General features: G+C 74.5%; 23 protein-coding genes and 1 pseudogene. 10 read left to right on the forward strand and 14 right to left on the reverse strand.

Annotated features, from left to right (window positions below; all coding sequences use genetic code 11):
- The first annotated feature begins 232 nt into the window (after positions 1–232).
- Positions 233–1315, forward strand: a complete 1083-nt coding sequence (locus tag AB0G32_RS21970; protein ID WP_361165632.1) for a S1 family peptidase — start codon at positions 233–235, stop codon at positions 1313–1315.
- A gap of 70 nt (positions 1316–1385) precedes the next feature.
- On the opposite strand, the gene AB0G32_RS21975 is transcribed toward AB0G32_RS21970, so the two are convergent.
- Entirely contained in the window at positions 1386–2444 is a 1059-nt protein-coding gene (locus AB0G32_RS21975) for a DUF3533 domain-containing protein (protein ID WP_361165635.1), read from the reverse strand.
- 152 nt (positions 2445–2596) lie between these two features.
- Between AB0G32_RS21975 and AB0G32_RS21980 the strand changes: the two genes are divergently transcribed.
- Positions 2597–6127: a DNA polymerase III subunit alpha gene (locus tag AB0G32_RS21980; protein WP_361165638.1), complete on the forward strand. Its 3531-nt coding sequence runs from the start codon at positions 2597–2599 to the stop codon at positions 6125–6127.
- A complete protein-coding gene (locus AB0G32_RS21985; protein ID WP_361165641.1) occupies positions 6124–7128 on the forward strand; it encodes a hypothetical protein in 1005 nt (334 codons plus the stop codon). The genes AB0G32_RS21980 and AB0G32_RS21985 overlap by 4 nt, the downstream gene beginning before the upstream one ends.
- A 16-nt stretch (positions 7129–7144) precedes the next feature.
- Here AB0G32_RS21985 and AB0G32_RS21990 read toward each other — a convergent pair whose 3' ends face one another.
- Positions 7145–8161, reverse strand: a complete 1017-nt coding sequence (locus tag AB0G32_RS21990; RefSeq protein WP_361165644.1) for a lytic polysaccharide monooxygenase — start codon at positions 8159–8161, stop codon at positions 7145–7147.
- 171 nt (positions 8162–8332) lie between these two features.
- On the opposite strand from AB0G32_RS21990, the gene AB0G32_RS21995 reads away from it, so the two are divergent.
- Positions 8333–8794: a GNAT family N-acetyltransferase gene (locus tag AB0G32_RS21995; protein WP_361165647.1), complete on the forward strand. Its 462-nt coding sequence runs from the start codon at positions 8333–8335 to the stop codon at positions 8792–8794.
- Positions 8795–8808: 14 nt separating this feature from the next.
- On the opposite strand, the gene AB0G32_RS22000 is transcribed toward AB0G32_RS21995, so the two are convergent.
- On the reverse strand, positions 8809–8952 hold the full coding sequence (locus AB0G32_RS22000; RefSeq protein ID WP_361165650.1) for a hypothetical protein: 144 nt from the start codon (positions 8950–8952) through the stop codon (positions 8809–8811).
- Between the two features lie 139 nt (positions 8953–9091).
- Here AB0G32_RS22000 and AB0G32_RS22005 point away from each other — a divergent pair, with 139 nt between their 5' ends.
- Positions 9092–9733 (forward strand): class I SAM-dependent methyltransferase, encoded by a 642-nt coding sequence (locus AB0G32_RS22005; RefSeq protein WP_361165653.1) that lies wholly within the window; start codon positions 9092–9094, stop codon positions 9731–9733.
- Here the strand turns inward: AB0G32_RS22005 and AB0G32_RS22010 are convergent.
- Positions 9730–10233 (reverse strand): DUF402 domain-containing protein, encoded by a 504-nt coding sequence (locus AB0G32_RS22010; RefSeq protein ID WP_361165656.1) that lies wholly within the window; start codon positions 10231–10233, stop codon positions 9730–9732. The two genes, AB0G32_RS22005 and AB0G32_RS22010, sit on opposite strands and share 4 nt — an antisense overlap.
- A complete protein-coding gene (locus AB0G32_RS22015; RefSeq protein WP_361165659.1) occupies positions 10214–11143 on the reverse strand; it encodes a GNAT family N-acetyltransferase in 930 nt (309 codons plus the stop codon). Before AB0G32_RS22015 ends, AB0G32_RS22010 begins: the two co-directional genes overlap by 20 nt.
- Before the next feature lie 70 nt (positions 11144–11213).
- Between AB0G32_RS22015 and AB0G32_RS22020 the strand changes: the two genes are divergently transcribed.
- A complete protein-coding gene (locus AB0G32_RS22020; protein ID WP_361165663.1) occupies positions 11214–11582 on the forward strand; it encodes a GntR family transcriptional regulator in 369 nt (122 codons plus the stop codon).
- Between the two features lie 122 nt (positions 11583–11704).
- Here AB0G32_RS22020 and AB0G32_RS22025 read toward each other — a convergent pair whose 3' ends face one another.
- From AB0G32_RS22025 to AB0G32_RS22045, 5 genes are all read right to left on the reverse strand, one after another.
- A complete protein-coding gene (locus AB0G32_RS22025) occupies positions 11705–12481 on the reverse strand; it encodes a DUF72 domain-containing protein (protein ID WP_361165667.1) in 777 nt (258 codons plus the stop codon).
- 25 nt (positions 12482–12506) lie between these two features.
- Complete coding sequence (locus AB0G32_RS22030; protein ID WP_361165670.1) at positions 12507–13616, reverse strand: DUF5925 domain-containing protein; 1110 nt, start codon at positions 13614–13616, stop codon at positions 12507–12509.
- Between the two features lie 82 nt (positions 13617–13698).
- Positions 13699–14502 carry a polysaccharide deacetylase family protein gene (locus AB0G32_RS22035; protein WP_361165673.1) on the reverse strand — a complete coding sequence of 268 codons (804 nt, stop codon included), beginning with the start codon at positions 14500–14502 and terminating at the stop codon, positions 13699–13701.
- Entirely contained in the window at positions 14495–15490 is a 996-nt protein-coding gene (locus AB0G32_RS22040; RefSeq protein ID WP_361165676.1) for a glycosyltransferase family 2 protein, read from the reverse strand. Before AB0G32_RS22040 ends, AB0G32_RS22035 begins: the two co-directional genes overlap by 8 nt.
- Entirely contained in the window at positions 15487–16305 is an 819-nt protein-coding gene (locus AB0G32_RS22045; protein ID WP_361165679.1) for a glycosyltransferase family 2 protein, read from the reverse strand. The genes AB0G32_RS22040 and AB0G32_RS22045 overlap by 4 nt, the downstream gene beginning before the upstream one ends.
- Positions 16306–16835: 530 nt before the next feature.
- On the opposite strand from AB0G32_RS22045, the gene AB0G32_RS22050 reads away from it, so the two are divergent.
- Positions 16836–17642: an SGNH/GDSL hydrolase family protein gene (locus tag AB0G32_RS22050; RefSeq protein WP_361165682.1), complete on the forward strand. Its 807-nt coding sequence runs from the start codon at positions 16836–16838 to the stop codon at positions 17640–17642.
- Between the two features lie 11 nt (positions 17643–17653).
- Here the strand turns inward: AB0G32_RS22050 and AB0G32_RS22055 are convergent, their stop codons facing one another.
- From AB0G32_RS22055 to AB0G32_RS22070, 4 genes are all read right to left on the reverse strand, one after another.
- On the reverse strand, positions 17654–19291 hold the full coding sequence (locus AB0G32_RS22055) for a serine/threonine-protein kinase (RefSeq protein ID WP_361165685.1): 1638 nt from the start codon (positions 19289–19291) through the stop codon (positions 17654–17656).
- A 66-nt stretch (positions 19292–19357) separates the two neighbouring features.
- Positions 19358–20809, reverse strand: coding sequence for a sulfite exporter TauE/SafE family protein (locus AB0G32_RS22060; RefSeq protein WP_361165688.1), 1452 nt, complete (start codon positions 20807–20809; stop codon positions 19358–19360).
- Positions 20806–22275, reverse strand: a complete 1470-nt coding sequence (locus AB0G32_RS22065) for a tetratricopeptide repeat protein (protein WP_361165691.1) — start codon at positions 22273–22275, stop codon at positions 20806–20808. The genes AB0G32_RS22060 and AB0G32_RS22065 overlap by 4 nt, the downstream gene beginning before the upstream one ends.
- A 46-nt stretch (positions 22276–22321) precedes the next feature.
- Positions 22322–23860 carry a DUF4331 domain-containing protein gene (locus tag AB0G32_RS22070; RefSeq protein WP_361165694.1) on the reverse strand — a complete coding sequence of 513 codons (1539 nt, stop codon included), beginning with the start codon at positions 23858–23860 and terminating at the stop codon, positions 22322–22324.
- A 149-nt stretch (positions 23861–24009) separates the two neighbouring features.
- On the opposite strand from AB0G32_RS22070, the pseudogene AB0G32_RS22075 reads away from it, so the two are divergent.
- From AB0G32_RS22075 to AB0G32_RS22085, 3 genes and pseudogenes are all read left to right on the forward strand, one after another.
- Positions 24010–24585 (forward strand): annotated as a pseudogene (locus AB0G32_RS22075) (sigma-70 family RNA polymerase sigma factor); the annotation flags it as partial.
- Positions 24582–25466, forward strand: coding sequence for an anti-sigma factor (locus tag AB0G32_RS22080; RefSeq protein ID WP_361165697.1), 885 nt, complete (start codon positions 24582–24584; stop codon positions 25464–25466). The pseudogene AB0G32_RS22075 and the gene AB0G32_RS22080, both read left to right, overlap by 4 nt.
- 116 nt (positions 25467–25582) lie before the next feature.
- The gene (locus AB0G32_RS22085; protein ID WP_361165700.1) at positions 25583–25852 is read left to right on the forward strand and encodes a hypothetical protein; all 270 of its coding nucleotides are present in this window, start codon (positions 25583–25585) and stop codon (positions 25850–25852) included.
- Positions 25853–25877: the final 25 nt, after the last annotated feature.

Below are 25877 nucleotides of genomic sequence, written 5' to 3' on the forward strand. Positions count from 1 at the left end.
TGAACGGTTCTTGGCCCGGAGTGTTTGCTCTGCGAATCGTCCGCGAATCGTCCCTGGCCCGGGAGCAAACGGTGGAGGTCGTGTGTGCGCACCGAAGTTGTCGTGCGCACGTCTCGAAGTCGACCTTGTGTACGAGCTGTGCCGTTCGGAAGAGTAAGCGCCTGTCAACCGGCCTTCCGGTCCGCGAGGTCCCCATCACCGCGCGGGCCGACCCCCCACAGGAGGACATGAGTTGAAGCACCGACGCACACCCAGGCGGCGGGCGGCCGTGGCTGGCGCGGGCATCGTCGCGCTGGTCGCCACGGCAGTCACCTTCCAGTCCGCGAACGCCAGTGAGACCCCGTCGTCCGCCGGCCCCGAGACCCTGTCGGCCACCGCGGCCGGAAAGCTCGCCTCCACCCTGCTCGGCGACCTCGGCGCCGACGCGGCGGGCACCTACTACGACGCCCAGGACAAGAGCCTGGTGGTCAACGTCCTCGACGCGGCCGCCGCGCGGACCGTCGAGGAGGCCGGCGCCACGGCGAGAATCGTCGAGAACTCGCTCGCCGACCTGAACAGCGCGCGCACCGCCCTCAAGCGGGACGCCACCGTGCCGGGCACCTCCTGGGCGACCGACCCGACCACCAACAAGGTCGTCGTCACCGCCGACCGCACGGTCTCCAAGGCCGAGTGGGCCAAGCTCACCGAGGTGGTCGACGGACTCGGCGCCAAGGCCGAACTGAAGCGCACCGAGGGGAAGTACCAGCCCTTCGTCGCGGGCGGCGACGCCATCACCGGCAGCGGCGGGCGGTGCTCGCTCGGCTTCAACGTCACCAAGGGCGGCGAGCCGTACTTCCTGACCGCCGGCCACTGCACCGAGGCCATCACCTCGTGGTCGGACTCGTCCGGCACGGTCATCGGGGAGAACGAGGTCTCCGAGTTCCCCGACAACGACTACGGGCTGGTCAAGTACACCGCCGACGTGGACCACCCGAGCGAGGTCAACCTCTACGACGGCTCGGCGCAGTCCATCACGGACGCCGCCGAGGCCACCGTCGGCATGGCGGTGACCCGCAGCGGCTCCACCACCCAGGTGCACGACGGCACGGTCACCGGCCTGGATGCCACCGTGAACTACGGCAACGGCGACATAGTCAACGGCCTCATCCAGACCGACGTCTGCGCGGAGCCCGGCGACAGCGGCGGCTCCCTCTTCTCCGGCAGCAGCGCGGTCGGCCTCACCTCCGGCGGCAGCGGCGACTGCACCTCGGGCGGGGAGACCTTCTTCCAGCCGGTGACGGAGGCACTGTCGGCCACCGGGACGGAGATCGGCTGACCGGCTGACGTGCCAAGGAGGTCCCGCCCCGCGCGCGAGGGGCGGGACCTGCGCCGTTTCCGGGCCGGGTTCAGCCGGCCTGGGTCGGCAGTTCCGCCTCGTGCCGCCGGCGGCGCAGCACCGACGCCAGCAGCGTGATCACCGTGCCCGCCACCGCCCAGGCCCACAGCACCAGCAGTGAGAAGGTCAGGTCGTTGCTCCTGAAGTAGGCGACCGAGCGGGCCGCCCAGGTGCCCGCGCCCGGCGGCAGCGCCGGGCCGATCGCCTTCCAGAACGGCGGCAGCATCGGCAGCGGGAAGGCGCCGCCCGCGCTCGGGTTGCCCGCGATCACCACCAGCAGGATCGCCAGGCCGATGCCGACGATCCCGAAGACGCCCTGGAGCGCGAGAGTGGCGGCGCCGACCGCGAAGGTGATCAGCGCGCCCAGCCCCCACAGGTCGACCACACTGCCGGGCAGCGCCCCCAGGACCGGCCCGATGATCAGCGCGCCGCCCAGTCCGCCGACGATCGCGACCAGCGCCATCACGATCAGCCGGATCGCCGCCCGGCGCGGGTTGGCCGGCCGGGCGCCGGTGCTGATGGCGAGGATCGAGGCGCACAGGTAGCCGCCGACGCACCAGCCGACGACCAGGTAGAAGGACGACAGCCCGTCGAAGTCGTGGCCCGAGGCCGGGGCCACGTCGACGGTCCGCACGGTCCGCCGCTCGGTCCCCTCCAGTTCGGTGACGAGGCGCTCCAGGGTGGTGGCGAGGGCGGTGCCGCCGCCGGAGGCGACCAGCAGCGTGTCCCGGGTGCCGCGCGCGCTCACGACCAGGGCGCCGTCGAGCTCCCGGTCCATGATCTTTCGCCGGGCGGTCGTCTCGTCGGCCACCGCGCGCGGGTCCAGCGGGGTGCCCGGCAGCCGCTCCAGGCGGGCCACCGTCTGCCCGGCCGCGGCGCCGGGCGCGACCACTGCGAAGGGCACGTCCCGCGCCTTGGGGTCGTGCAGCGCCCCGACGTAGGAGGCGATGAACAGCAGCTGGAGCGCGATCACGCCGAGCACGAGCAGAGTGGCCCGCGGGGTGACGGCGTCCCTCACCTCGTCGAGGAACGAAGCGTTCCGATTGCCGGTGCCCGAGGTGTGTGACATGTCCCCACGGTCCCGGTCGGAGGGTCTTCGCGCAGGTGGGACGGGGCCGAACGGATGTCGTACACGCATTCGAGGATGGAGGTATGGTGGGTGGTGCAGTTGGAACAGGCGTTCGATAGGGCGTCGGAAGGTCATCAGTGCGGGAGGTGTGTGTGCCGGGTTTCACGCATCTGCGCACCGTCTCCGGGTTCTCCCTGCGGTACGGCGCCTCCCACCCGGAGCGGCTGGCCGAGCGCGCCTTCGAACGGGGCATGGACGCCCTCGCCCTCACCGACCGGGACACCCTCGCGGGCGCGGTCCGCTTCGCCAAGGCGTGCGCGCGGGCGGGTGTCCGCCCGCTGTTCGGCGCCGACCTGGCGGTGGCGCCGCCCGCCTCGGCGCCGGAGCGCGGCGAGACCTCCGTACGCCGGGACCGGCGCCGCACCCCCGTGCGCGGCGGTGCCTTCGTCGACGAGTCGGCCCCGCGGGTCACCTTCCTCGCCCGGGACGGCGCCCGCGGCTGGGCCGGCCTGTGCGGGCTGGTCTCCGCCGCGCACCGCAGTCCCGGGACCCCGCTGCTGTCCTGGCCCGACAACCACGCCGACGGCCTCACCGTCCTCCTCGGCCCCGACTCCGACGTCGGCCGCGCGCTCGCCGCCGGCCGCCCCGACCGCGCGGCCGGGCTGCTCGTCCCCTGGCGTGAGGTGTACGGCGACGACCTGCGCCTGGAGGCCGTCTGGCACGGCCGTACCGGCACCGGCCCCGGCTCCCTGCGGCTGGCCGCCCGTACCGTCGGCTTCGCCGCCGAGCAGGGCGTCCGGCCGGTGCTGACCAACGCCGTCCGGTACGCCGACCCCGGCCAGGGCCCGGTCGCCGACGTGCTGGACGCGGCCCGCCGCCTGGTCCCGGTCGGCGCGAGCCGGGAACCGGACTCCGGGGCGGCGTGGCTCAAGGACCCGGGCGCCATGGCGGACGCCGCCGAGCGGATCGTCGAGGCCGCGGGCTTCGGGCGGAACACCGCGCACCGGCTGCTGGAGCAGACCCGGGCGACGGCCGCCGGGTGCCTGGTCGACCCCGAGGACGACCTCGGCATGGGCACCGTCCACTTCCCCGAACCGCACCTGGTCGGCGCGGGCCGCCGCACCGCCCAGCGGGCGCTGGCCTCCCGGGCGGCGGCGGGGATGATCCGCAAGGGGTACGACCGGCGGCGCGACCACCGGACCTACTGGGAGCGGATGCACCACGAGCTGGACATCATCGCCCACCACGGCTTCGCCTCGTACTTCCTCACCGTCGCCCAGGTGGTGGACGACGTACGGGACATGGGTATCCGGGTCGCCGCCCGGGGCTCCGGCGCCGGGGCCCTGGTCAACCACCTGCTCGGCATCGCGCACGCCGACCCGGTCGGGCACGGGCTGCTGATGGAGCGCTTCCTGTCCAAGGAGCGGGTCGTGCTGCCCGACATCGACATCGACGTGGAGTCCGCGCGCCGCCTGGAGGTCTACCGGGCGATCATCGGCCGGTTCGGCACCGAGCGGGTCGCGACGGTCGCGATGCCGGAGACGTACCGGGTGCGGCACGCGATCCGGGACGTCGGCGCCGCGCTGTCCATGGACCCCGCCGAGATCGACCGGGTCGCCAAGTCCTTCCCGCACATCCGCGCCCGCGACGCCCGCGCGGCGCTCGCCGAACTGCCCGAACTGAAGGAACTGGCGGGCCGGCAGGAGGAGTACGGCCGGCTCTGGGAACTGGTCGAGGCGCTCGACGCCCTCCCGCGCGGCGTCGCCATGCACCCCTGCGGCGTACTCCTCTCCGACGCCTCCCTGCTCTCCCGTACGCCGGTCATGCCGACCAGCGGCGAGGGGTTCCCGATGGCCCAGTTCGACAAGGACGACGTCGAGGACCTCGGGCTGCTCAAACTGGACGTGCTGGGCGTGCGGATGCAGTCGGCGATGGCGCACGCGGTCGCCGAGGTGGAACGGGCCGCGGGCACCCGGGTCGACCTGGACGCCGTACCGGACGGCGATCCGGCGACGTACCGGCTGATCCGCTCCACCGAGACGCTGGGTTGCTTCCAGATCGAGTCGCCGGGCCAGCGCGACCTGGTCGGCCGCCTCCAGCCGTCGACCTTCCACGACCTGGTCGTGGACATCTCCCTGTTCCGCCCCGGGCCGGTCGCCGCCGACATGGTGCGGCCGTTCATCGAGGCCCGGCACGGGCGCGCGCCGGTGCGCTACCCGCACGAGGACCTGACGGCGGCGCTGGAGAGCACGTACGGGGTGGTCGTCTTCCACGAGCAGGTCATCGACATCATCGCGGTCCTGACCGGCTGCGGGCGGGGCGAGGCCGACCGGGTGCGGCGCGGGCTGTCCGACCCCGAGTCGCAGGGACGGATCAGGGTGTGGTTCGCGCAGCACGCGGCGGCGAACGGGTACGACGCGGAGACCATCGGGCGGACCTGGGAGATCGTCGAGGCGTTCGGTTCGTACGGCTTCTGCAAGGCGCACGCGGTGGCCTTCGCGGTGCCGACGTACCAGTCGGCCTGGCTGAAGGCCCATCACCCGGCCGCTTTCTACGCCGGGCTGCTCACCCACGACCCCGGCATGTACCCGAAGCGGCTGCTGCTGGCGGACGCGCGGCGGCGCGGGGTGCCGATCCTGCCGCTGGACGTGAACAAGTCGGGGGTCGCACACCGGATCGAACTGGTGTCCGGTTCAAAGGGGCCGGAGACCTGGGGGCTGCGGCTCGCGCTGCTGGACGTGCACGGCATCAGCGAGGCCGAGGCGGAGCGGATCGCCGCCGGGCGGCCGTACGCCTCGCTGCTCGACTTCTGGCAGCGCGCCCGCCCCAGCCGCCCGCTCGCCGGGCGCCTGGCCCAGGTCGGCGCGCTGGACGCGTTCGGCGCCAACCGCCGCGACCTGCAACTGCACCTGACCGAACTGCACCGGGGGGCCCGGGGCGGACGCGGTGAGCAACTCCCGCTGACCGGCGGGCGCAAGACCGCGAAGGCCGGGCTGCCCGACCTCACCTCGGCGGAGCAGCTCAGCGCCGAGCTGGGCGTCCTGTCGATGGACGCCTCACGCAACCTCATGGACGACCACCGCCGCTTCCTGGACGAACTGGGCGTGGTGCCGGCCCGGCGGCTGCGCGAGGCCCGGCACGGGGAGACGGTACTGGTCGCGGGCGCCAAGGCGGCCACCCAGACGCCGCCGGTCCGGTCCGGCCGCCGGGTCATCTTCTCCACCCTGGACGACGGCACCGGCCTGGTCGACCTGGCCTTCTTCGACGACTCGCACGACGCCTGCGCGCACACCGTCTTCCACTCCTGGCTGCTGCTGGTGCGCGGGGTGGTGCAGCGGCGCGGGCCGCGCAGCTACAGCGTGGTGGGCGCCGCCGCCTGGAACCTGGCCGAACTGCTGGAGGTGCGGCGGGAGGAGGGCCTGGACGGGGTCGCGGCCCGGCTCGCCGGGGGGACCGGGGGCGGCGGCGCGCCCGAGGACGGCGCCGCCCGCCGCCGCCTGGCCGGCTCCGACGGGCAGCCCGCGCCGGCCGGCTCCGCCGCCCAGGACGCGATGGAACGGCAGCGGACCGTCCGCATGTCCACGGGGTACGAGATGCACCCCTGGGCCGATCTGCGCCCCGCGGGCGAAGGGCCCGCGGTGGGAAGGAAGCTGTGGCACCAGAGTCCGGGGAGTGCGGGATGACCATCCTCTGCGTACGTTTCCACCTGCCGCCCATGTACGAGGCGGCCCTGCCGGAACTGCTCGGGCTGCTGGAGGAGTTCACGCCGGTCGTCGAGGCGCTGCCGCCGGACGGGGCGCTGGCCGATCTGCGCGGCGCCGAACGGTACTTCGGGCGCGACGCCGTGGAGCTGGCGTCGGTGATCCGGGTCCGCGCCCTGGCGCTGTACGGCGTGGACTGCGCGATCGGCGCCGGTCCCGGCCCGCTGCTGGCCCGCATGGCCCTGCGGGAGGCCCGGCCGGGATCGGTCCGCGCGGTCCCGGCGGCGCAGGCGGTGGCGTTCCTCGCCGAACGGCCGGTCGCCGCGCTGCCCGGCGTCGGCCGGGCCACCGCCCGTACCCTGTGCGAGTACGGCCTCGACACCCTCGGCCGGGTCGCCGCCGCACCGCTGGCCACGCTCCAGCGCCTGGTCGGCGCGAAGCCGGGCCGCGACCTGCACGAGCAGGCGAACGGCGTCGACCGCGGCCGGGTCGTCCCCAACGGGATCTCCCGGTCCCTGGCCGCCGAACGCTCCTTCCCCCGCGACGAACTCGACCCCGCCCGGCACCGCCGCGCCCTGCTCTCCGCCACCGAGGAACTGGGCACCCGGCTGCGCGCCCTGGACAAGATCTGCCGCACCCTGACCCTCACGGTGCGCTACGCCGACCTCCCCCACTCTCGGCTCCGCTCGAGCGGGGGGACCCCCACCGCCACCACCCGCACCCGCACCCTGCGCGAACCGACCGCCCACTCGGCGGCGCTCACCGCCGCCGCGTACGAGATGTACGAGGCGCTCGGCCTCCAGCGCGCCCGGGTCCGCGCGATCGCCCTGCGCGCGGAGGGCCTCGCCCCCGCCGAACAGGCCGCCCACCAGCTCACCTTCGACCCGGTGGACGAGAAGGTCCGCCGCATCGAGGAGGCCGCGGACCGCGCGCGAGCGAGGTTCGGCCCGCGGGCGGTGCTGCCGGGGGCGTTGGCGGCGTAGCCGGCCGGTGGGCCGGTCAGCGGCGGCCGTGTGCGGCGCGGCGGCGGACCGAGGCGAACAGGGTGGCCGCGCCGAGCGCCAGGGCGGCGGCGCCGCCGACCGCGATGTACGGGGTGCTGCTGTCCCCACCGGTCTCGGCGAGGTTCGTGGTGCCGCCCGCGGCGGTGAGATCGTTGCCCTCGTCCGCGGCGGCCTCGGTCGCCGGGGTCGGGTCGGTCGTGGTGGTGGCGTCCTGGTCGCCGTGGCCGTGGTGCTCGACCGTCGACTTGTCGGCTCCGGCCTCGATCTGCTCGTCGGAGGGCGCGGAGGCGGCGGGCGCGGCGGCGGAGGTGTCGTCCGTGTCGGTGGCGGTGTTGGTGGTGCCGGTGGTGGTGTTGGTTCCGCCGAAGGTGACGTCCGAGCAGGAGTAGAACGCCTCCGGGCTGTCCGAGCGCTGCCAGACGGCGTACAGCAGGTGCTGGCCGGTGCGCTCGGGCAGGCTGCCGGAGAAGGTGTAGAAGCCGTCGGCCGCGACCGGGTCGGTGGTCGTCGCCACCGGGGCGGACAGGTCGAGGTCGTCCCAGGCCAGCGGCTGGGCCGGGTCGTAACCGTCCTTGGTGATGTACACGTTGAAGGTGCCCTTGTGCTGGGCCGTCACCCGGTACTTGAAGGTGTACGAGCCGCTGCTCACACTGGTGGCCGGCCAGTCGGCGCGGGCCAGGTCGAGGCCCTTGAACTCCTCGCTGTTCGCGCTGCACAGCTTGCCGTCCGGGATCAACTGCTGGTGCTGGCCCGCCGCGTCGCCGACGCGGATGCCGTTCCAGTCGTAGAGCGCCTGGGTGCCGCCGGCCGCGACCGCCGCCTTGCACGCCGCCGAATCGGGGCTCTCCGGGCCTTCGGCGTAGCACTGCGAGACCCGGCTGACCGGGTCGCCCATCGTGCCGTGCGCGGCCGCGGGCGCGGCCGTCAGCACGGTCAGGGCGAGGGGCAGCGCGCAGGCGGCGGCGACGGCGGCGACGGCTCTGCGGGGGCCGGCGGGCAGGGATGCGGGCATGGCGAACTCCTCGAAACGGTCTCTGGAAAGGCGGTCCGGAACCCGTGGGGGGTGACCAGCACGCTAGCCCCGGAAAACCGCGAGAACGCCTGCTGGCGGCGGTTGCCGGAGATCCTTATGGTCGCGTTAAGGGAGTGCTCAGGCTGGGCTCAGGTAGATACCGTCGACGGCATGACGGACCAGACGATCAGACCGGCCGCCGCGCGGGACGTGCCCGCCGTACGGGCCGTCACCGACGCCGCCTACCGGCCGTACCGCACCCGCGTCGGCGTCGAGCCGGCGCCGATGACGGCCGATCACGCGGCGGACGTGGCCGCGGGGCGGGTGTTCGTCACGGGTGAGCCGGTGGTGGGGCTGGTCGTGGTCGAGGTGTTCCCCGGCCACCTGTTCCTGGAGAGCGTCGCCGTCCACCCCGACGCCCGTGGCGGGGGCGTGGGGCGACGGCTGCTGACGTTCGTGGAGGCACACGCGCGTGCGCTGCGGCTCCCCGAGATCAGGCTGTATACGAACGCGTTGATGCGGGAGAACCAGCGGCTCTATCCGCGGTACGGCTACGAGGTCGTGGAGCGGAGCGTGGACGGACCCTACGACCGCGTCCACTACCGCAAGCGGCTGCTTCCGGGGGTCTCATGAGCGGGCCGGCCGGCTCAGGCGTCCGGCCACCAGGTGCGGGCGATGTCCGCGCGGATCTCGGGCCGGGCGGCGGGGCGCTCGTCGGTCCGCTCGCGGAGCCGGCGGGCGGCCGTCTCCTTCTTCGAGCTCAGGGGCTTGTGCACGGTGACACGGCGCATGGCTGCCTCCTCACGGATCCGCCGGGTTCCGCGATCTCACGGAGGCAGACCCTTTTCGCGAGAGTTCCTCATCGGCGGGTGATCTGTCAGTGGCGACTGTCACGATTCGATTGTCAGTGGTGGGTGTCACCCTTGGGGCATGGCATACGAGAGTGACGGGACGGCTACGGCGCGTGTCGACTGGGAGGCGGCGGCCGCCGGTTTCGACGCCGAGCCGGACCACGGGCTGCGCGACCCGCGGGTGCGCCAATCCTGGGACCGGCGGCTGCGCTCCTGGCTGCCGCAACGGGCGAGCGACGTCCTCGACCTCGGCTGCGGCACGGGCAGCCTCGCGCTCCTCGCGGCCGAACAGGGGCACCGGGTCACGGGCGTCGACTCGTCCCCGGCGATGCTGGCCCGGGCCCGGGCCAAACCGGCCGGGGGCGACGTCGTGTTCCTGACCGGTGACGCCGCGGCGCCGCCGGTCGGGGAGCGATGCTTCGACGTCGTCCTGGTCCGGCACGTCCTGTGGACGCTGCCCGGCCCCGGCCAGGTGCTGCGGCACTGGCGCGGGCTGCTGCGCCCGGGAGGGCGGCTGGTCCTGGTCGAGGGCGTGTGGGGGAGCGTGACACCGGTCGGCATGTCCGCCGGCCGGCTCACGGACCTGCTCGTGCCGCTCGGCGGCCGGACGCGGGTCGAGACGCTGTCGGGCGATCCGTCGCTGTGGGGCAAGGAGGTCGACGACGAGCGGTACGCGGTGGTCGCGCGGTTCCCGGCCGGCGGCCGGGCGGCCTGTTCCTAGGCCAGCAACGGGCCGAAGCCGCCCGTGCGGGCCAGGGTTTCCAGGTCGTCCAGCGCGGCCACGGCGGCGGCCGCGGCGGCCGGGTCCCGGGCCGGCAGGCCGCTCTCGGCGAACTCGTCCTCGTCCAGGCGCAGTACGTCCGTGCCGTCCGCGGAGCGCCACAGGTCCAGGTCGAGGTCCTCGACCACCAGTTCGGCGCCGGTGCGCACGGCCGGGCGGGTGATGTCGCAGTACCAGCCCTTCAGGGTGCCCGTTCCCGCCCGGACCTCCTTCACGGCGTACCAGCGGTCGCGCCAGTAGTACTCGGTGAACACGTCGCCGGGCTCGAACCGTACGAAGCCGAAGTCCCGGACGCCCGCGCCGGACCACGGGGCGCGGACGGTGATCCGGGTGCCGTCGTCGGCCAGCAGCGCGCCCCGGTAACGGATCTTCGTGCGGCCGCCCTTGACCAGGACCACGTCCACCGGGCCTGCCACCGGCTCAGCCGAGTTCACGGACATACCGCACCTCGGTCGCGCAGACCTCGTACCCGAACCACTTGTTGACGGCCAGCATCGCGTCGTTGCCGGTGTCGTTGCCGGTGAACGCCTCCGTGCACCCGGCCGCCCGGGCCCGGTGCAGGGAGTCGTTCTTGACGAGCTTGGCCAGGCCCCGGCCGCGGAAGGCGCGGGCGGTGCCCGTCATCGCCGTCGAGTACCGGTTACCGCCGTCCCGGTAGGCCGCGGTGAAGGCGACCGGGCGGCCGTCGACGACGGCGACGGTGGTCAGGTCGTGGTTCAGCATCGGATGGCGCCAGGTCTCCGCGTACCACGCCTGGTAGTCCGCCAACGTGGTGTCGACGTCGCTGGGTTCGTCCGCCGTCGTCTCGGCGTCCAGTGCGAACAGCGGACGCGGATCGTCGGCGTAGTCGGCGGCGGTGCGCAGTTCGACGCCCGGGGGAGGGGACTGCAGGGGCGGGAGGGAGTTCTGGGACAGGTCCAGGCGGAGGAAGTGGGCCGAGCGTCCGGCACGGTAGCCGTACCGCTCGGCGAAGGCCCGGTTGCCCGGCGCGTCCAGCACCCAGGAGTACACCTTGGCCGCCCCCTGGGCCGCCAGATACTCCTCGGCCGCCCGCACCAGCACCCCGCCGGCGCCGCGCCGCGGCCGGTCCGGACGTACGTAGACGTTGAGATACGCCTGCCCCGGCTCCGGGCTCTCGTGGACCAGGCCGAGCTGGGCCGTGCCGATCACCTCGCCGTTCTCCTCCGCGACGAGGGAGCGGGCCCGGGCGTCCGGGTGGGTGTGCGTGCGGTGGTGGACGACGGCGTCCGGCGTCCAGAGGATGAACGGCAGGGCCAGATGGCGGACGCGGGCGAACTCCTCGACATCCGACCGGACGTCGAGGCGCAGATCGCGCAGGGAGACGGTCATACGCGCGCACGTTACGGCGGGCGGCGGGCGGCCGCCTCTCATTTTCCGCTGGATACGCGACAATCGCGGGGTGACCCTGAAGATCCAGATCGACGATGGAGCGGCGCCCTACGAGCAGGTGCGCGCGCAGATCTCCGAGCAGGCCCGGGCCGGTGTCCTGCCGGTCGGCCACCGGCTGCCCACCGTGCGCGGGCTGGCCGAGTCCCTGGGGCTGGCCCCGAACACGGTCGCCAAGGCGTACCGGGCGCTGGAGGCGGACGGGGTGATCGAGACGCGGGGGCGCAACGGCACGTTCGTCGCCGCCGCGGGCTCGGCGGCGGTGCGGGAGCTCGCCTCGGCCGCGCAGGGGTTCGCCGCGCGGGCTCTGCGGCTGGGGGTTTCGGAGGAGGAGGCGGTGGCCGCGGTGCGGGACGCCCTGCGGGCGGCGTTCACCGGGTGAGTGCCGCGCCGCGGTGGGTCGGTGCGTGGCCGGCCGCGGTGGGTCGTGGCCTGTCGCGCCCACGCGGCGGAGCCGCACCTGTCACAGCCCCGCGCCCCTGAAGGCGCTTCCGCGCTCGGCGTTCACGAGGATCGGGATGCCCGTTTCTCCGGTACCCGGGTGACCCGCAGGCCCGCCGCCCTTGCCAGCCGGGCGAACGCCGTCGCGTCGTGGACGGCCGCCCCGTGCGGGTCGTTGTTGAAGTACGCGTACACGTCCGCGTCCGGGGGCCAGGTGTCGGCGATCCGGTGGGCCCAGCCGGCCAGGGCCCGGCGGCCGTAGCGCGGCCAGGCGCGGGCCCGGCCCTGGTGGAAGCGGACGTAGCCCCAGTCGGCGGTGCGCCACAGCGGGGTCACCGGGCGGGAGCGGACGTCGGCCCAGCACAGCGCGGCGCCCCGGGCCCGCAGTACCTCGCGGACCTCCGGTGTCCACCACGACGCGTGCCGGGGTTCCACGGCCACCCGGGTGCCGGCCGGGAAACGGGCCAGGCAGGCGTCCAGCAGCGCCGGGTCGGCGCGCAGGGTCGGCGGCAGCTGGAGCAGCACCGGGCCGAGCCGGTCGCCGAGTCCGGCGGCGCGGCTCATCAGCCGGTGCACCGGTTCCGCCGGTTCGCGCAGCCGCTTGACATGGGTCAGGAACCGGCTGGCCTTCACCGCGACCACGAAGTCCGCCGGCACCCGGTCCCGCCACGCCTCGAAGGTCTCCCGGGCCGGCAGCCGGTAGAAGGCGTTGTTGACCTCGACGGTGGCGAAGCCCGCCGCGTACTCCTCCAGCCACAGCCGCACCGGCAGCCCGGCCGGGTACAGCACGCCCCGCCAATCCCGGTACTGCCAGCCGGACGTGCCGACGAACAGAGTCATGGCTCCCTTGCAGACACAGCTACAGCTACAGATACAGCCCTGCCGAGGTGCCGTCCCGCGGCTCCGGCAGCGCGGTCGGCGACGTCCCCCGGCGCAGCGCGTACAGCTCCGCCAGCGTGGCGCCCTCGCGGCCCACCGCTTCCTCCCGGCCCGCGACCTCGTCGCCGAGCCAGCCCACCGCCTCCGACCGGGTGAGCGGGCCGACCTCGATGCGGGCCAGACAGCGGCCGGGGCGGACCACGGCCGGGTGCAGCCGCTCCAGGTCCTCGTTGGTGGTCACCCCGACCAGCACGTTGCGGCCCTGGCCGAGCAGGCCGTCGGTGAGGTTGAGCAGCCGGGACAGGGCCTGCCCGGCGGTGTGCTTGGCCTCGCCGCGGATCAGCTCGTCGCAGTCCTCCAGGAGCAGCAGCCGCCAGCGGTCCTTGCCCGCCGCGTCCTCCTCGCCGATGGCGATGTCCATCAGATAACCGACGTCGGAGAACAGCCGCTCCGGGTCCAGGACGCAGTCCACCTGGCACCAGTCCCGCCAGGACCGGGCCAGCGTGCGCAGCGCGGAGGTCTTGCCGGTGCCGGGCGGGCCGTGCAGCAGGAGCAGCCGGCCCGCGATGTCCTCGGGGCCGGTCTTCATCAGCCGGTCCATCGCGTCCGCCACCGGCGCCGTGTAGTTGGGCCGCACCTCCTCCCAGGTACCGGCGGAGATCTGCCGGGTGGTGCGGTGCGGGCCGCGGCGCGGGGAGACGTACCAGAACCCCATCGTCACGTTCTCCGGCTGCGGCTCCGGTTCGTCGGCCGCGCCGTCGGTGGCCTCGCCGAGGACCTTCTCGGCCAGCTCGGCGCTGGTCGCCGTCACCGTGACGTCGGCGCCCCGGTTCCAGCGCGAGATCAGCAGCGTCCAGCCGTCGCCCTCGGCCAGTGTCGCGCTGCGGTCGCCGTCCCGGGCGGCGCGCAGCACCTTCGCGCCGGGCGGCAGCAGCGTCGCGGCGGAGCGCACCCGGTCGATGTTGGCCGCGTGCGAGAACGGCTGCTCGCCCGTCGCGAAGCGGCCGAGGAACAGCGCGTCGACGACATCGGTCGGGGAGTCGCTGTCGTCGACGTGGAGCCGGATCGGCAGCGCGTCGTGCGGGTTGACTGACATGCCGCCATGATCCGCCACGGCGGCGCCGCGTGCACCCGGTTTCCCCGGTACACGCGGCGCGGGACCCCGTACGGCCCCCGGGTCAGAACGCGGGCCGCAGCGTCCTGCCGCGCAGCCGCCGGGCCCGGCGGAGCACGGCGTACCCCTTGGTGAGCGCCCGGTCCCGGGCGAACGTACGGGCGAGAGCCCGGCCCTCGACCAGCCGGGCGAATTCCGCCGGGCCGGTAGCGCGGCGGACCGTCACCCGGCGCAGCGCGTACGGTCCCTGGGCGCGGCGGGCCAGTGCGTTGCCCACCGCCAGCGCCTGCGCGTACCCCGTCTCGCGCACCGCCGTACGCACCCGGCGGTCGGAGTAGCCGTAGGGGTAGGCGAACGACACCGGCGCGCTGCCCAGCTGGTCGGTGATGATCTCCTTGCAGTGGATCAGCTCGTGCCGCAGGTCCCCGGCGTGCAACTGGTCGAGCTGCGGGTGGGTGTGGCTGTGCCCGCCGATCTCCACGCCCGCGGCGGCCAGTTCGCGCACCTGGCCCCAGTCGAGCATGGTGTCCAGCGCGCCCCCGGTGTCGTACGGGCCGCGCAGCCAGCCGGTGGAGACGAACAGCGTGGCCGGGAAGCCGTGCTCGGCCAGCACCGGCAGGGCGTGCCGGTGCACCCCCGCGTAGCCGTCGTCGAAGGTGATGAGGAGCGGCCGGGCGGGCAGCGGCCGGCCGGTGCGCCAGGCCGTGGCCAGCTCGGCCGTGGTGACGGGCGTCCGCCCGAGGTCCGCCACCACCGCCATCTGCCGCGCGAACGCCGCCGGGGTCACCGACAACGCCCGGGTGGCGTCGTTCGGTTCGGCGGCGACCGCGTGGTACATGAGGATCGGCACGCGCGGATCGTCACTCATGCGTGCCCTCCCGGGCGGGGACCGGCGCCGACGAGAACGTCACCGCGCCCCGCCGGGCCCGTACGCTGCCCACCACATAGCCGCCCGCCGCCGTGAGCACCCCGGCGACGATGGCGCCCGCCCGGCCCGCGCCGCCCGGCCGGGCCAGCACCGCGTCCCGCAGCCCCCGCGCCACCCCGGCCGGCAGCACGCGCGAGGCGTACCGGCGCTCGGACTCCAGGCCCTTGTCCGTGCCGACGCTGCGGGCGACGAGTGCCTTGGACAGGCCCTCGGCGTAGGTGCGGGTGCGGAAGTAGCCGAAGTGCTCGCGCGGCGCGGGCACCCGGTGGTGGATGACCGCCCGGTCGTCGATCAGCAGGACGGCGTCCGGGCGGGCCCGGGTGAGGCGGATGCACAGTTCCGTCTCCTCGCCGCCCAGCGGGCGTTTGTCGCCGTCGCGGCCGATGCCGGTGGCGAAACCGCCCGCCGCGTCGAACGCCGTCCGCCGGAAGGAGGCGTTGCCGCCGAGCACGTTGCGCACCCGGACCCGGCCGGGCGGCAGGCCGCGGTAGGTGCAGCCCACCACCCAGTCGAACTCCTCGGGGAACCAGACCGGCCGCCGCCCCGACGCCCAGACCGGCACCGTCCGCCCGCCGACCGCCATGACGCGCGGGTCGTCGTAGGCCCCGGCGAAGTGCAGCAGCCAGTCCCGCTCGGCCACCGCGTCGTCGTCGAGGAAGGCGATCACCTCGCCGCGGGCCGCCGCGATGCCGGTGTTGCGGCCGGCCGACAGCCCGCGGAGGCCCGCGTTGGCGAGCACCCGCACGTCGTCCGTCGCCCTGTACTCCTTGCCCAGCCGGTCCTTCAGCGCCGCGTTGTGGTCGACGACCAGCAGCGTCTCCAGGGCCGGCCGGGACTGCGCCCGCACCGAGGCGACCGCCGCGAGGATGTCCTCCCAGCGGTCCTCGGTGTAGGCGCAGACCACCACGGAGATGTCCGGAGCGCTCACACCTTCCCCCGGACAGTGCTGAGCACCGGCGACCGGTCGCGGCTGCCGCGCAGCTCACGCCGGTTGGAGCGCTCCTGGAGGATGACTCTGAGCACCCGCAGTCCGTCCCGCACCGCCCGCAGGTTGCTGACGCCGTGGATGCGCAGGTACTCGTGGCTCGGTATCTCCTGGACCTTCAGACCGGCCTTGACGACCCGGATGTTCATCAGGGTCTCCACCTCGAAGCCGGTGCAGTCCAGCTCGATCTTGTCCAGGCAGTGCCGCCAGAAGGCGTTGTAGCCGTAGCACAGGTCGGTGTAGCGGGCGCCGAACTTGCGGTTGACCACCGTGCACAGGGCGGCGTTGCCCATCTTGCGGATGAAGGTCATGTCGTCGGTGCCGCCGCCGTTGGCGAAGCGCGACCCCTTGGCGAAGTCGGCGCCGGAGACCAGCGCGGAGACGTACGACACGATCTCCTGTCCGTCGGCCGAGCCGTCGGCGTCGACCATCACGATGATGTCCCCGCTGCACGCCTGGAAGCCGGTGATCAGCGCGTCCCCCTTGCCCTTGCCGCGCTGCTCCACCACCTTGACGTCCGGCCGCAGTGCACGGGCGACGGCGACGGTGTCGTCGGTGGAGTTGCCGTCCACCAGGACGACCTCGTGTATCCAGTCGGGCAGTGTCTTGAAGACGTACGGCAGGTTCTCCGCCTCGTTCATCGCCGGTATGACCACGCTCACCGGTGGCGCGATGGCCAGATGCGAGGAGACGGGACGGTACTTGGCGGCACCCGACGGGTCCTTGCCGGTGGCCGGCGGCTGAAGTACTGAGCTCATGAGTCTGGTCCCTCTCGTCCGGCGGACCGCCCGCCCCAGGGGCGGTCCGGCTGTGTGTCCGGTTCGAAAGGGGGGTTGGTCTCACTCACGGCACGGCAGCGGCAACGCTCCGTGCGCGCCAGTGAGCTGGCGAAACTGGCCGACTGCGGAAAACGGCAGCCGACCGCGCGGCACGACCGGCTCGGCTGGTGGATCGGTCACCGAGCACGGCACCCCCCTACCGCGCCCCGCCCCGGGACCGTCGCGGTCTTGAGCCCTCCCCTAGAGCCGCGTAGTGACGGTACCGATGCGAGTGAGATGTATGACGATATTGACGATTGAACCCGTATGGCAAGGCCTGGAACGAGCCCTCACGTTTTTGTTGTTTTGCCGGTCATGACGCGGCCTCAATGTCGCGCAGAACAGCGGAAATCGTCAAGGCGGCCTTTTGTTAGCACGCTGTTTCGACTCATTTTTGGCATGAGCACTTCCTGTCAACACGCGTAGCTGTTACCACGGTTGTGGCAGAGAACCTGCTAAAGGAGGGTTCCATGAGACGTTCCCGACTTGTCGGATACCTGAGTGCCGTCGTCCTCGCCGTGTGCACCGCCCTGACCGGGGCCGCCACCGCGCAGGCGGACGCATCCGCCGCCGCCACCGGCTACGTGGCCCTCGGCGACTCCTACGCCTCCGGCGTGGGCGCCGGCAGCTACACCTCCGCCAGCGGCGACTGCAAGCGCAGTACCAAGGCGTACCCGCAGCTCTGGGCGGCCGCCCACGCCCCCTCGTCCTTCGACTTCACCGCCTGCTCCGGCGCCCGTACGAGTGACGTGGTGTCCGGGCAGCTCGCCCCGCTCGGCGCCGGCACCGGCCTGGTCTCGGTCACGGTCGGCGGCAACGACGCCGGTTTCGGCGACGTCATGACGACCTGTGTGCTCCAGTCCGACAGCGCCTGTCTGTCCCGGATCGCCACCGCCGAGGCGTACCTCGACTCCACCCTGCCCGCCAACCTGAACAGCGTCTACTCCGCCATCCGCGCCAAGGCGCCGGGCGCCCGGGTGGTGGTCGTCGGCTACCCGCGCTTCTACCGGCTCGGCGCCACCTGCCTCGGCCTCTCCGAGACCAAACGGGCGGCGATCAACGCCGGCTCCGACCACCTCAACCGGGTGATCGCCCAGCGGGCCGCCGCCCACGGCTTCACCTTCGCCGACGTCCGCGGCCCCTTCACCGGTCACGAGATCTGCTCCGGCAGCTCCTGGCTGCACAGCGTCAACTGGCTGAACGTCGGCGAGTCCTACCACCCGACGGCCGCCGGCCAGTCGGGCGGCTACCTCGCGGCCCTGAACAGCGCCGCCTGACCGGCACCCGGTCAGCGGGAGTACGGAGAATCGGAAGCCGAGGGGGAGGTCCCGTCCGTCGGGGTCTCCCCCTCGCAGGTCACCGAGAACGGCACCGAGTCCGAGCTGACCCGCACCGGCTCCCGCACCTCGACCCCGATCTCGCTCTCCACGGTGCCGCTCTCGTCGTACGTCGTCACGACCACCGTGTCCTGCTTCTCCCGGCCGCCGCCCGCCGGGAACGACAGCGTCTTCCAGCCCTGCCCGGACAGCGCGCCGTCCGGCGTCACCCAGCGGTAGACGACCTCGGCGGGCAGCCGCGCCACCCGGAACGTCGCCGTGAACGCCGGCGCCTCGGCCTCGGACGGCGGACAGGCCCCCGCGTACTCGGTGCGCGAACCCGTCACCCCGGCCTCGACCGACTGCGCCGGCGCGGACGAGGTCTGCGTCCCGTCGCCGTCGTCGCCGTCGCCGTTCCCGCCGTCACCGGTCTCCGTGCCGGGGGCCGGTTCCGCACCGCCGCTCTCCGAGGTCTCCGGCGGGCTCGTCGGCGTGGCGCCGCCCGTCCCCGCCGACGCGCTGTCACCACCGCCCCGGCCGTCGTCGTCCCGGTTCAGCAGCGCGTACGTCAGCCCCGCCAACGCCAGTACCAGGACCGCGATCCCGGTGATCAGGGCGACGGCGGCGCGGCGGTTGCGGGGCGCGGCGGCGGCCGGCGAGGTGTCGCCGTCACCGGACGCCGTGCCGGCCGGGGGCGCGGCGGACGGCGACCCGAACGTCGCGGGTTCCGCGACCGTCGGTGAGTACGACGGCACGACGGGCACCGTCTCCGTGCCCGGGGCGCCGCCCGCGCCGACGAGCCGCAGGTCCCGTTCGGCCCGGTCGGCGGGCAGCCGCTCGGCCGGGTCCTTGCGCAGCAGCCCCTCGATCACCGGGGCCAGCGGTCCGGCCCGGCGCGGCGGCGGCAACTCCTCGTCCACGATGGCCCGCAGGGTGCTCAGCGGGGTGTCCTGCCGGAACGGGGAGGAGCCCTCCACCGCCGCGTACAGCAGCACGCCCAGCGACCACAGGTCGGACTCGGGGCCCGGGGTGCGGCCCAGCGCCCGCTCCGGGGCGAGGAACTCGGGCGAACCGACGACCTCCCCGGTCATCGTCAGCGCGGAACTGCCCTCCACCACGGCGATCCCGAAGTCGGTGAGCACCACCCGCCCGTCGTTCGCCAGCAGCACGTTGCCGGGCTTCACGTCCCGGTGCAGCACCCCGGCCTCGTGCGCGGCCCGCAGCGCGGCCAGCACCTCGGCGCCGATGCCCGCGGCCCGCCGGGGCGCGAGCGGGCCCTCGGCCGCCAGCAGGTCGGCCAGGGACAGGCCGCGGACCAGTTCCATCACGATCCACGGCCGGCCGTCGTCGGTGGCCACGTCGTAGACGGTGACCACGTTGGGGTGGGCGACCCGGGCCGCGGCCCACGCCTCCCGCTCCAGCCGGGTGTACATCCGCTGCACGTCACCGGCGGGCAGACCGGCCGGGGCGCGCACCTCCTTGACGGCCACCTCGCGGCGCAGCACCTCGTCGCGGGCCCGCCACACGGTGCCCATCCCGCCCTCGCCGAGCGGGGACAGCAGACGGTAGCGGCCGGCGATCACACGCTCGCCGCCGGGTTCCTCGAACACCGGCGCCCCCCTGGGAGTCTCGTGCTGGGTCTGGTGCGTCTCGCGTGATATCTCCCCAAAAGTAGCTCAGCCAAGTGCCGTTGCCGCCCCCTTCAGTATCAATCCGGCCCCCAGGGCCACCACGACACAGGCCGAACCCAGCGGCACGCTCCCGCGCAGCAGGGCCGCCGCGCGCCCCGGTGGCCGGCCCGGACGCCGGTCCAGCGCGCGGGCCAGTCCGCCGCCGAACCGGACCACGGCCACGCCCGCCGCGGTCAGGGTGAGGGCGAGCCCGGCGCCGTACGCCACGACCAGCAGCAGCCCGAACCACGCCTTGCCCAGCGCCGCCGCGCCGACCAGCACGACGACCGCCGAGGGGCTCGGCACCAGTCCACCGGCGAACCCGAGCAGGACGGTGCCGCGGAGGGTGGGGGTGGCGGGGTGGGCGTGCTTATGGGGATGCGCATGGGGGTGCGTATGGGGGTGCGTGTGGGGGTGCCCCCGGGTCCGGTTGCGCAGGGCCCGGCGGAGCAGGCCCGTGCCCGCCAGGGTCACCAGGATGCCGCTCGCGACGCCCAGCCAGGCGATCACCGAGGGCGCCGCCGCCGAACCGGCCGTGACCAGCAGGCCCAGCGCGACCACCCCCAGGGTGTGGGTGACCGTCACCGACGCGGCGAGCGGCAGGACGTGCCGCGGCCGGGCCCGGCCGCCCCGGGCCGCCGCCGTCGCGGCCATCAGCGTCTTGCCGTGGCCCGGCGCGAGCGCGTGCCCGGCGCCCAGGACGGCGGCGACGACGAGGGCGAGGGCGGCGCGGCCGGCGGTCAGGTCGTGCCGGGCGACCAGCGAGTCCAGGGCCCGGGTGAACCGGTCGGCGCCGGCCGGCAGCACGGCCGCCCCGGGCGCCTGCTGCCGCTCCCGGGACAGGGCCGGTCCGCCGGGCCGGACCCGCAGCGACGCGGCGGTGGCGCCGGCCGGGGCGGCCAGCGACTCCCGGGGGTAGCGGGTCAGTTCCCGCGAGACCGACGCCTTTGGCACGTCCGACGCGGTGAGCGTCGTACGGTCGCCGCGCGCGGTGATCTCCCGCCAGCCGGGGCCGGAGCCGGCGCCGGCCGGCCGGAAACCGAGCGTCGCCGGCGCGGCGGCCGGCAGCGGCGCGGTGAACCGGCACTCCAGCCGCAGGGTGTCGAGGCCCGCCTGACCCGGTCGCACCCGCGCGGCGGCGGCGCGGACGGTGAGCGGCACCGCCCGGCCGCCGACGGTGAGCGCGCTGTCCCGTGCCGCCCGTGCGCAGCGCCGCCCGGCCCAGCCGGTGAGCCCGAGCCGCCGGATGCCGGGCCCGGCCTGGGCGGCCGGGATCTCGGCGAGGTCCTCGACGTGGTCGACGCGCAGCTCACCGGGGGCGACGACCAGACCGTCGTACCGGTTGACGGTGAAGTTCCCCAGCGGATGCGCGCTCGCGGCGGGCGCGGACAGCAGCGTCAGCCCGCAGCCGGCCGCGAGGGCGGCGAGGCCGTGGCCGAGGAGTCGGCGGACGGTCATCGGGTGCCCGCCAGCGCCTGGCGGGCCGCGCGGGCGCCGGCCGGGGAGAAGCCGGGGTTCAGGTCCAGCGCCGCCCGCAGCAGGGCGCGGCCGGTGGCCGGGTCGCCCGCGGCGCGTTCGATCATGCCGCGGTGGTACTGGAACGCGGCGTCGCGGTAGCCGGTGGCGGTGGCCCGGCGGGCGTACCGGAGCGCCTGCGCGGGGCGGCCGTTGACGTACAGCGCCCAGCCCAGCGCGTCCGCGGTGTGCACGGTGCGGCGGCGGCTCCACTCGCCGCGGGCCGTGCGCAGCGCCGCCCGGCGGTCGCCGTGGTCGGCGGCGGCGAGCGCGGTGTCCGGGCCGGCCTCGACACCGCCCGCGCGGGCCAGCGCCGTCCAGGCGTCGACCAGGGCGTACTGCTCACGTGCCCGGGCCCGCTCGCCGCGCTCCTCGTACAGCTCGCCGAGGGCGACCAGCGGGCCGGGCAGCGGGGCCCGGGCCACGACCCGCTCCAGGTCCCCGATCGCGCCGGCCCGGTCCCCGCCCGCCGCGCGGGCCAGGGCCCGGCCCTCCAGCGCGGGGAGGTAGCCGTCGTCGGCGGCGAGCGCGCGGGCGTAGTGCCGCAGCGCCGCGGCGTGGTCGCCGCCGCTCCAGGCGAGCCGGCCGAGCTGGGTGGCGACGTAGGCCGTGTCCCCGGGGGTACGGGCGGCGGACCGGGCCCGTTCCAGTACCCGGCGCGCGGCCCGCACGTCGCCGCGCAGCTCGCGCACGTACGCGTACCGGGTGAAGACCGGTATGCCGGGCCGCCGTTCGTCGGCGGTGTCGGCGGCGCGGGCGGCCGCGGCGTACCGGCCGAGTTCGACGAGCGCGTCGATACGGGAGCACAGGGCGCGTTCGCTGTAGGGGTTCCGGGCCAGGGCGCGGTCCGCGTACGCGAGGGCACCGGCGAAGTCGTGCCGGGCGGCGGCCAGCGCGGCCTGTCCGGCCAGCGCCTGGTCGTTGCCGGGGCGCAGCTCCAGGGAGCGGGCCAGGGCGCGCTGGGCCGGGGGATAGCGCGAGGGGTCGCCCGTCGTCCGGGCCTGTTCGACCAGGGCCAGGCCGAGCGTCGCCCAGCCCTGGTGGTCCCGGGGCTGGGACCGCAGGTGCGCGCGCAGCGAGCGCAGCCCGGCGCCGAGGTCCTCGCCCACGGCCGCGGTCCCGGACCCGGTCCCGGACCCGGACCCGGACCCGGCCCCGGCCCCGGCCCCGGCCCCGGAGGCACCGTACGGCGCGGCGGTCACCGGGGCCGGGTTCCGGCCGTCCCGCAGGTCCCCGACGACGACCGCGGCGGCGGTCAGCGCCACGGCGAGCGACACGGCACACCCGACCGCTCGGCCGGCCCGGCGCCGGGTGGTGGCGGCCCGTGCGGCGGCGGCTGTCTGCGGGGTGCCGGTCGCCCGCTCCCCGGTCGTGCTGTCCTTCGGACTGTCTTTCGGACGCGGACTCATGCCCTCTCCTCGATCGGATCGCTCGCTGCAAGGAAGCAGGGGCGGGTCAGCGGGTTCCGTCCCGCATGCGGCGCCACCACAGCAGGCCGGCGCCGATCAGCGCGACACCCACCGCCCCGGCCCCCGCCGACGCGGCGATCAGGGCGGTGTCCTGCGAACCGCCGGCACCGGCCGGTTCCAGCGCGTCCCCCAACTGGTTGCGCACGTCGTTGCCCGCGTTCTGGTCCACGCCCTCGGCGCGCGGTCCACGCGACCCCGCCGTCGGCTCCGCCACGTACGGGAAGGACGTACCGAACTCCTTGTCGTTGGCGTCGACCGCGTCCCCCAGGTCGTTCTCCGCGCCGGCCAGTTCGCCCCCGACGACCTGGAGCGCGGCGTCCAGCACGTCGTCGGTCAGCCGCCGCCCGTTGGGGAAGCCCGCGTTGTCGCCGTCGAGCACCCCGAGCCGCTCGGGTTCGGCGGCCGGCTCGATCGAGGTGTTCAGGCGCAGTTCCTCGGCCGGGCGGACGTCCGGCGGCTGGTTGAGGCCCTTCACCCCCTTGAGGAAGACGTCGACCAGGTCGTCGCGCGGCTCCGCCGGAGCCTTGATCCCGTAGAGCGACTCCAGGAGTCCCGGCAGTTCCGGCTCGGTGACGTTGGTCAGGAACTGCGCGTCGTTCCACGGCGAGTCCGCGTTGAACCGGTCCTTGTCCTCCAGTGGGTTGACCACCTCGTTGACCAGCGGCATACCGAGCCGGGAGACCTGCCGGTAGTGCCCCTGGGCGTTCTCGCGCTGGGTGGTCGACCAGATCCCGACCACCGGCTGCTCGCTCGACTCGGTGATCATCTCGGTGGGCACCTGGAGCGCCAGGGAGTTGACGTTGTACCCCTTGAGGGTGTCGTTGCCGACCTCGGAGAGGTCACCGCCGTACAGCAGGTCGAAGACCCGCAGGTCCAGGAAGAACGGGTCGTCGGCCTGCCCGGCGAAGGTCTGCCCGCCGCCCTTCAGCGGCCGCACCGCCTGCTCGCGCAGCGCGCCGTAGTCCGGCATCGACGCCTCCCCGACGTGCGAGGGCGCCACCGGCACGTCCTCGGCGACCTTCGACCGCGACACCACCCGCTGGTCGTGCAGCTTGATCAGCTCGACGTCGTAGGTCTGGGTGACGTTCAGATCCGGGTCGTCGAGGGACGTGACCGGGCCCGTGTTGTACAGGAACGTCTTCCCGTTCCTGGTGTGCGTCTCGAACGTGTAGCGGAACAGCAGCTCGCCCTGCGCGTCCCCGTCGTTGTCGATGTGCAGGTCGTACTGGGCGTCGTCGGCGAACGTATAGAAGTTCGGCCCGCCCGCCGGTTCCTCGAACGGCAGCCAGTTCGCCACAATCGTCGTCGTGTCCGGCCGGTCCGGACTGACGAACGCGTACACGTCCGTGTTGTCGTACTGCGGGGCCCCTGATATCAGCGGGGCCTCCCGGTGGCTGGAGGCGGTGGCCGCCTCCGGTGCCAGCGCGGTGACCCCGGCGGCCGCGAGCCCCCCGGCGGCCAGCGCACCGCAGATCAGGGTGGCGACGCCCGGGCGTCCCGCACCGTTCCTGGAGAGAGTGATCATGCCGTCCGTCCTCAGAGCCGACTTGCCTGACGCACGGGCATTCGGACCGGCCGCCCGGCCGGATTGGTCGGACCGGCCCGCGTTTTCGGCTCGCTGATCCGTAACACCGTCCGAGACCCGGCCCGCCGCGGGCCGGCACGGGACCGGACGGACAGACCCGGACGGACAGGCAAGGGGGGCGGATGGAAGCGGAGGAACTTCTGGTACGCGTCGCGGACGGCGACCAGAAGGCGTTCGAGGAGCTGTACGCAGTGGTGTCGGGGCCGGTCTTCGGCCTGGTCCGGCGGGTGGTGCGCGACCCCGCGCAGTCGGAGGAGGTGGCCCAGGAGGTACTGCTCGAACTGTGGCGCTCGGCAGGGCGGTTCGACCCGGCCCGGGGCAGCGCCCTGTCCTGGGCGCTCACCCTCGCCCACCGCCGCGCCGTCGACCGGGTGCGCAGCGCCCGCGCGGCCGGCGAACGCGAGCGACGGGAGGCGCGGCGGACCCACCACCCCGTCTTCGACCAGGTCACCGAGGAGGTCGAGGCGGGCCTCGAACGCGAATGGGTGCGCCGTTGCCTGGGCCGCCTCACCGCCCTCCAGCGCCAGTCGGTCACCCTGGCCTACTACGACGGCTACACCTACCGTGAGGTGGCCGAGCGGCTCTCGCTGCCGCTCGGCACGGTGAAGACACGGATGCGCGACGGGCTGACCCGGCTGCGTGACTGCCTGGGGGGCGCGGCGTGAAGATCCGGAACCGGTCGGGACGCCGGGGCGGCCCGCACTCACTGGCCGCCCCGTACGCCCTCGACGCGCTGGAGCCCGCCGAACGGCAGCGCTTCGAACGGCACCTGGAGCGCTGCGGCCGGTGCGCCGCCGAGGTGCGCGAACTGTCCGAGGACGCCGCCCGCCTCGGCCGCGCAACGGCCGCCCCGGCCCCGGCGGCACTGCGCGCCCGGGTCCTGGCGGCGGTCCGTACGACGCCGCAGGAGGCACCGCCCGCGCCCGGCACCGCAAGGGCGCCCGCGCCCGGCACCGCAAGGGCGCCCGGGACCGGCACCGGCAGGGCGCCCGGGACCGGCCCGGGAAGGCTGTTCGCGCCCCGCGCGCGGGACACCCCCGGGGCCGCCGGTCCGTCCGCCGGTCCGTCCCGGCGCCCCCTGTTCGTGCCGCTCGCCACCGCCACGGCCGCCGCCGCGCTCGTCGTCGCCGCCCTGTTCGCCGTCCAGGCCGACCGGACCCGGGGCGAGCTGGCCGCGGAGCGCGACCGGGCCGGCCGGATCGCCCAGGTGCTGGCCGCCCCGGACGCCCGCGCGGCCACCGGCCGGGACGCCCGGGGACACGGCATCGGCGTGATCGCCTCCGCCGCCGAGGGGCGCGCGGTGGTGACCTTGCGCGGATACGACGCTCCACCGGGCGACCGCGTGCATCAGTTGTGGCTCATGCGCCCCGGCACACCACCACGCTCCCTGGGCCTCTTCGCCGCCGACACGCCACTGATCGCCTCCGGCCTCGACCGATCCGCGTCGGCACTGGCGGTGACCGTGGAACCCGACGGCGGCTCGAAACGGCCCACCAGCCACCCGATTGTCCAACTCGCCCTGGAATCGGTTGGATTCGGAGAGTAATCGTCAACACCCTTGTGGGGTAGGTGATTACTGCGACCGCGATACACGGGAGCCTCGCGGGGGAGATAGGGTTAGCCTGCCCGGGCCGGGTGGACTCGTTACGGGTGGGGAGTGACATGGAACAGATAACAGTGCGCAGCAGGGCCAGGGTCCCTGCGATCACCTGCGGGAGCAGCGCGACCAGTTCGCGTCTGGACCGGCATCTCGCGGTGCTCGGCGGTCCCGCCGTGCCCCAGCGCGAGACGGTCGAGGCGACCTCGCTGATGCGGGAGCTGATCGCGCGGGAGCCCGCGCGTGAGCACAGCGCCAGGCGGGCCCGGGTCCGCCGGGTCTCGCTCTTCGCGCCACTGCGCCGACTGCGTCGTTCGCTGTTCGGCAACAGCTGAGGCCCGCGCTCAAGAGGCCACACCG

The organism is Streptomyces sp. NPDC023723 (assembly GCF_040639815.1).
Lineage (GTDB): Bacteria > Actinomycetota > Actinomycetes > Streptomycetales > Streptomycetaceae > Streptomyces.

Coding starts and splice junctions, on each gene's coding strand:
- AB0G32_RS22045 (WP_361165679.1), bottom strand. CDS start 16,305: ATGAGCTCAGTACTTCAGCCGCCGGCCACCGGCAAGGACCCGTCGGGT.
- AB0G32_RS22010 (WP_361165656.1), bottom strand. CDS start 10,233: ATGTCCGTGAACTCGGCTGAGCCGGTGGCAGGCCCGGTGGACGTGGTC.
- AB0G32_RS22065 (WP_361165691.1), bottom strand. CDS start 22,275: ATGAGTCCGCGTCCGAAAGACAGTCCGAAGGACAGCACGACCGGGGAG.
- AB0G32_RS22000 (WP_361165650.1), bottom strand. CDS start 8,952: ATGCGCCGTGTCACCGTGCACAAGCCCCTGAGCTCGAAGAAGGAGACG.
- AB0G32_RS21975 (WP_361165635.1), bottom strand. CDS start 2,444: ATGTCACACACCTCGGGCACCGGCAATCGGAACGCTTCGTTCCTCGAC.
- AB0G32_RS22030 (WP_361165670.1), bottom strand. CDS start 13,616: ATGTCAGTCAACCCGCACGACGCGCTGCCGATCCGGCTCCACGTCGAC.
- AB0G32_RS22070 (WP_361165694.1), bottom strand. CDS start 23,860: ATGATCACTCTCTCCAGGAACGGTGCGGGACGCCCGGGCGTCGCCACC.
- AB0G32_RS22035 (WP_361165673.1), bottom strand. CDS start 14,502: ATGAGTGACGATCCGCGCGTGCCGATCCTCATGTACCACGCGGTCGCC.
- AB0G32_RS21990 (WP_361165644.1), bottom strand. CDS start 8,161: ATGCCCGCATCCCTGCCCGCCGGCCCCCGCAGAGCCGTCGCCGCCGTC.
- AB0G32_RS22015 (WP_361165659.1), bottom strand. CDS start 11,143: ATGACCGTCTCCCTGCGCGATCTGCGCCTCGACGTCCGGTCGGATGTC.
- AB0G32_RS22085 (WP_361165700.1), top strand. CDS start 25,583: ATGGAACAGATAACAGTGCGCAGCAGGGCCAGGGTCCCTGCGATCACC.
- AB0G32_RS22060 (WP_361165688.1), bottom strand. CDS start 20,809: ATGACCGTCCGCCGACTCCTCGGCCACGGCCTCGCCGCCCTCGCGGCC.
- AB0G32_RS22025 (WP_361165667.1), bottom strand. CDS start 12,481: ATGACTCTGTTCGTCGGCACGTCCGGCTGGCAGTACCGGGATTGGCGG.
- AB0G32_RS22005 (WP_361165653.1), top strand. CDS start 9,092: ATGGCATACGAGAGTGACGGGACGGCTACGGCGCGTGTCGACTGGGAG.
- AB0G32_RS22050 (WP_361165682.1), top strand. CDS start 16,836: ATGAGACGTTCCCGACTTGTCGGATACCTGAGTGCCGTCGTCCTCGCC.
- AB0G32_RS21985 (WP_361165641.1), top strand. CDS start 6,124: ATGACCATCCTCTGCGTACGTTTCCACCTGCCGCCCATGTACGAGGCG.
- AB0G32_RS21995 (WP_361165647.1), top strand. CDS start 8,333: ATGACGGACCAGACGATCAGACCGGCCGCCGCGCGGGACGTGCCCGCC.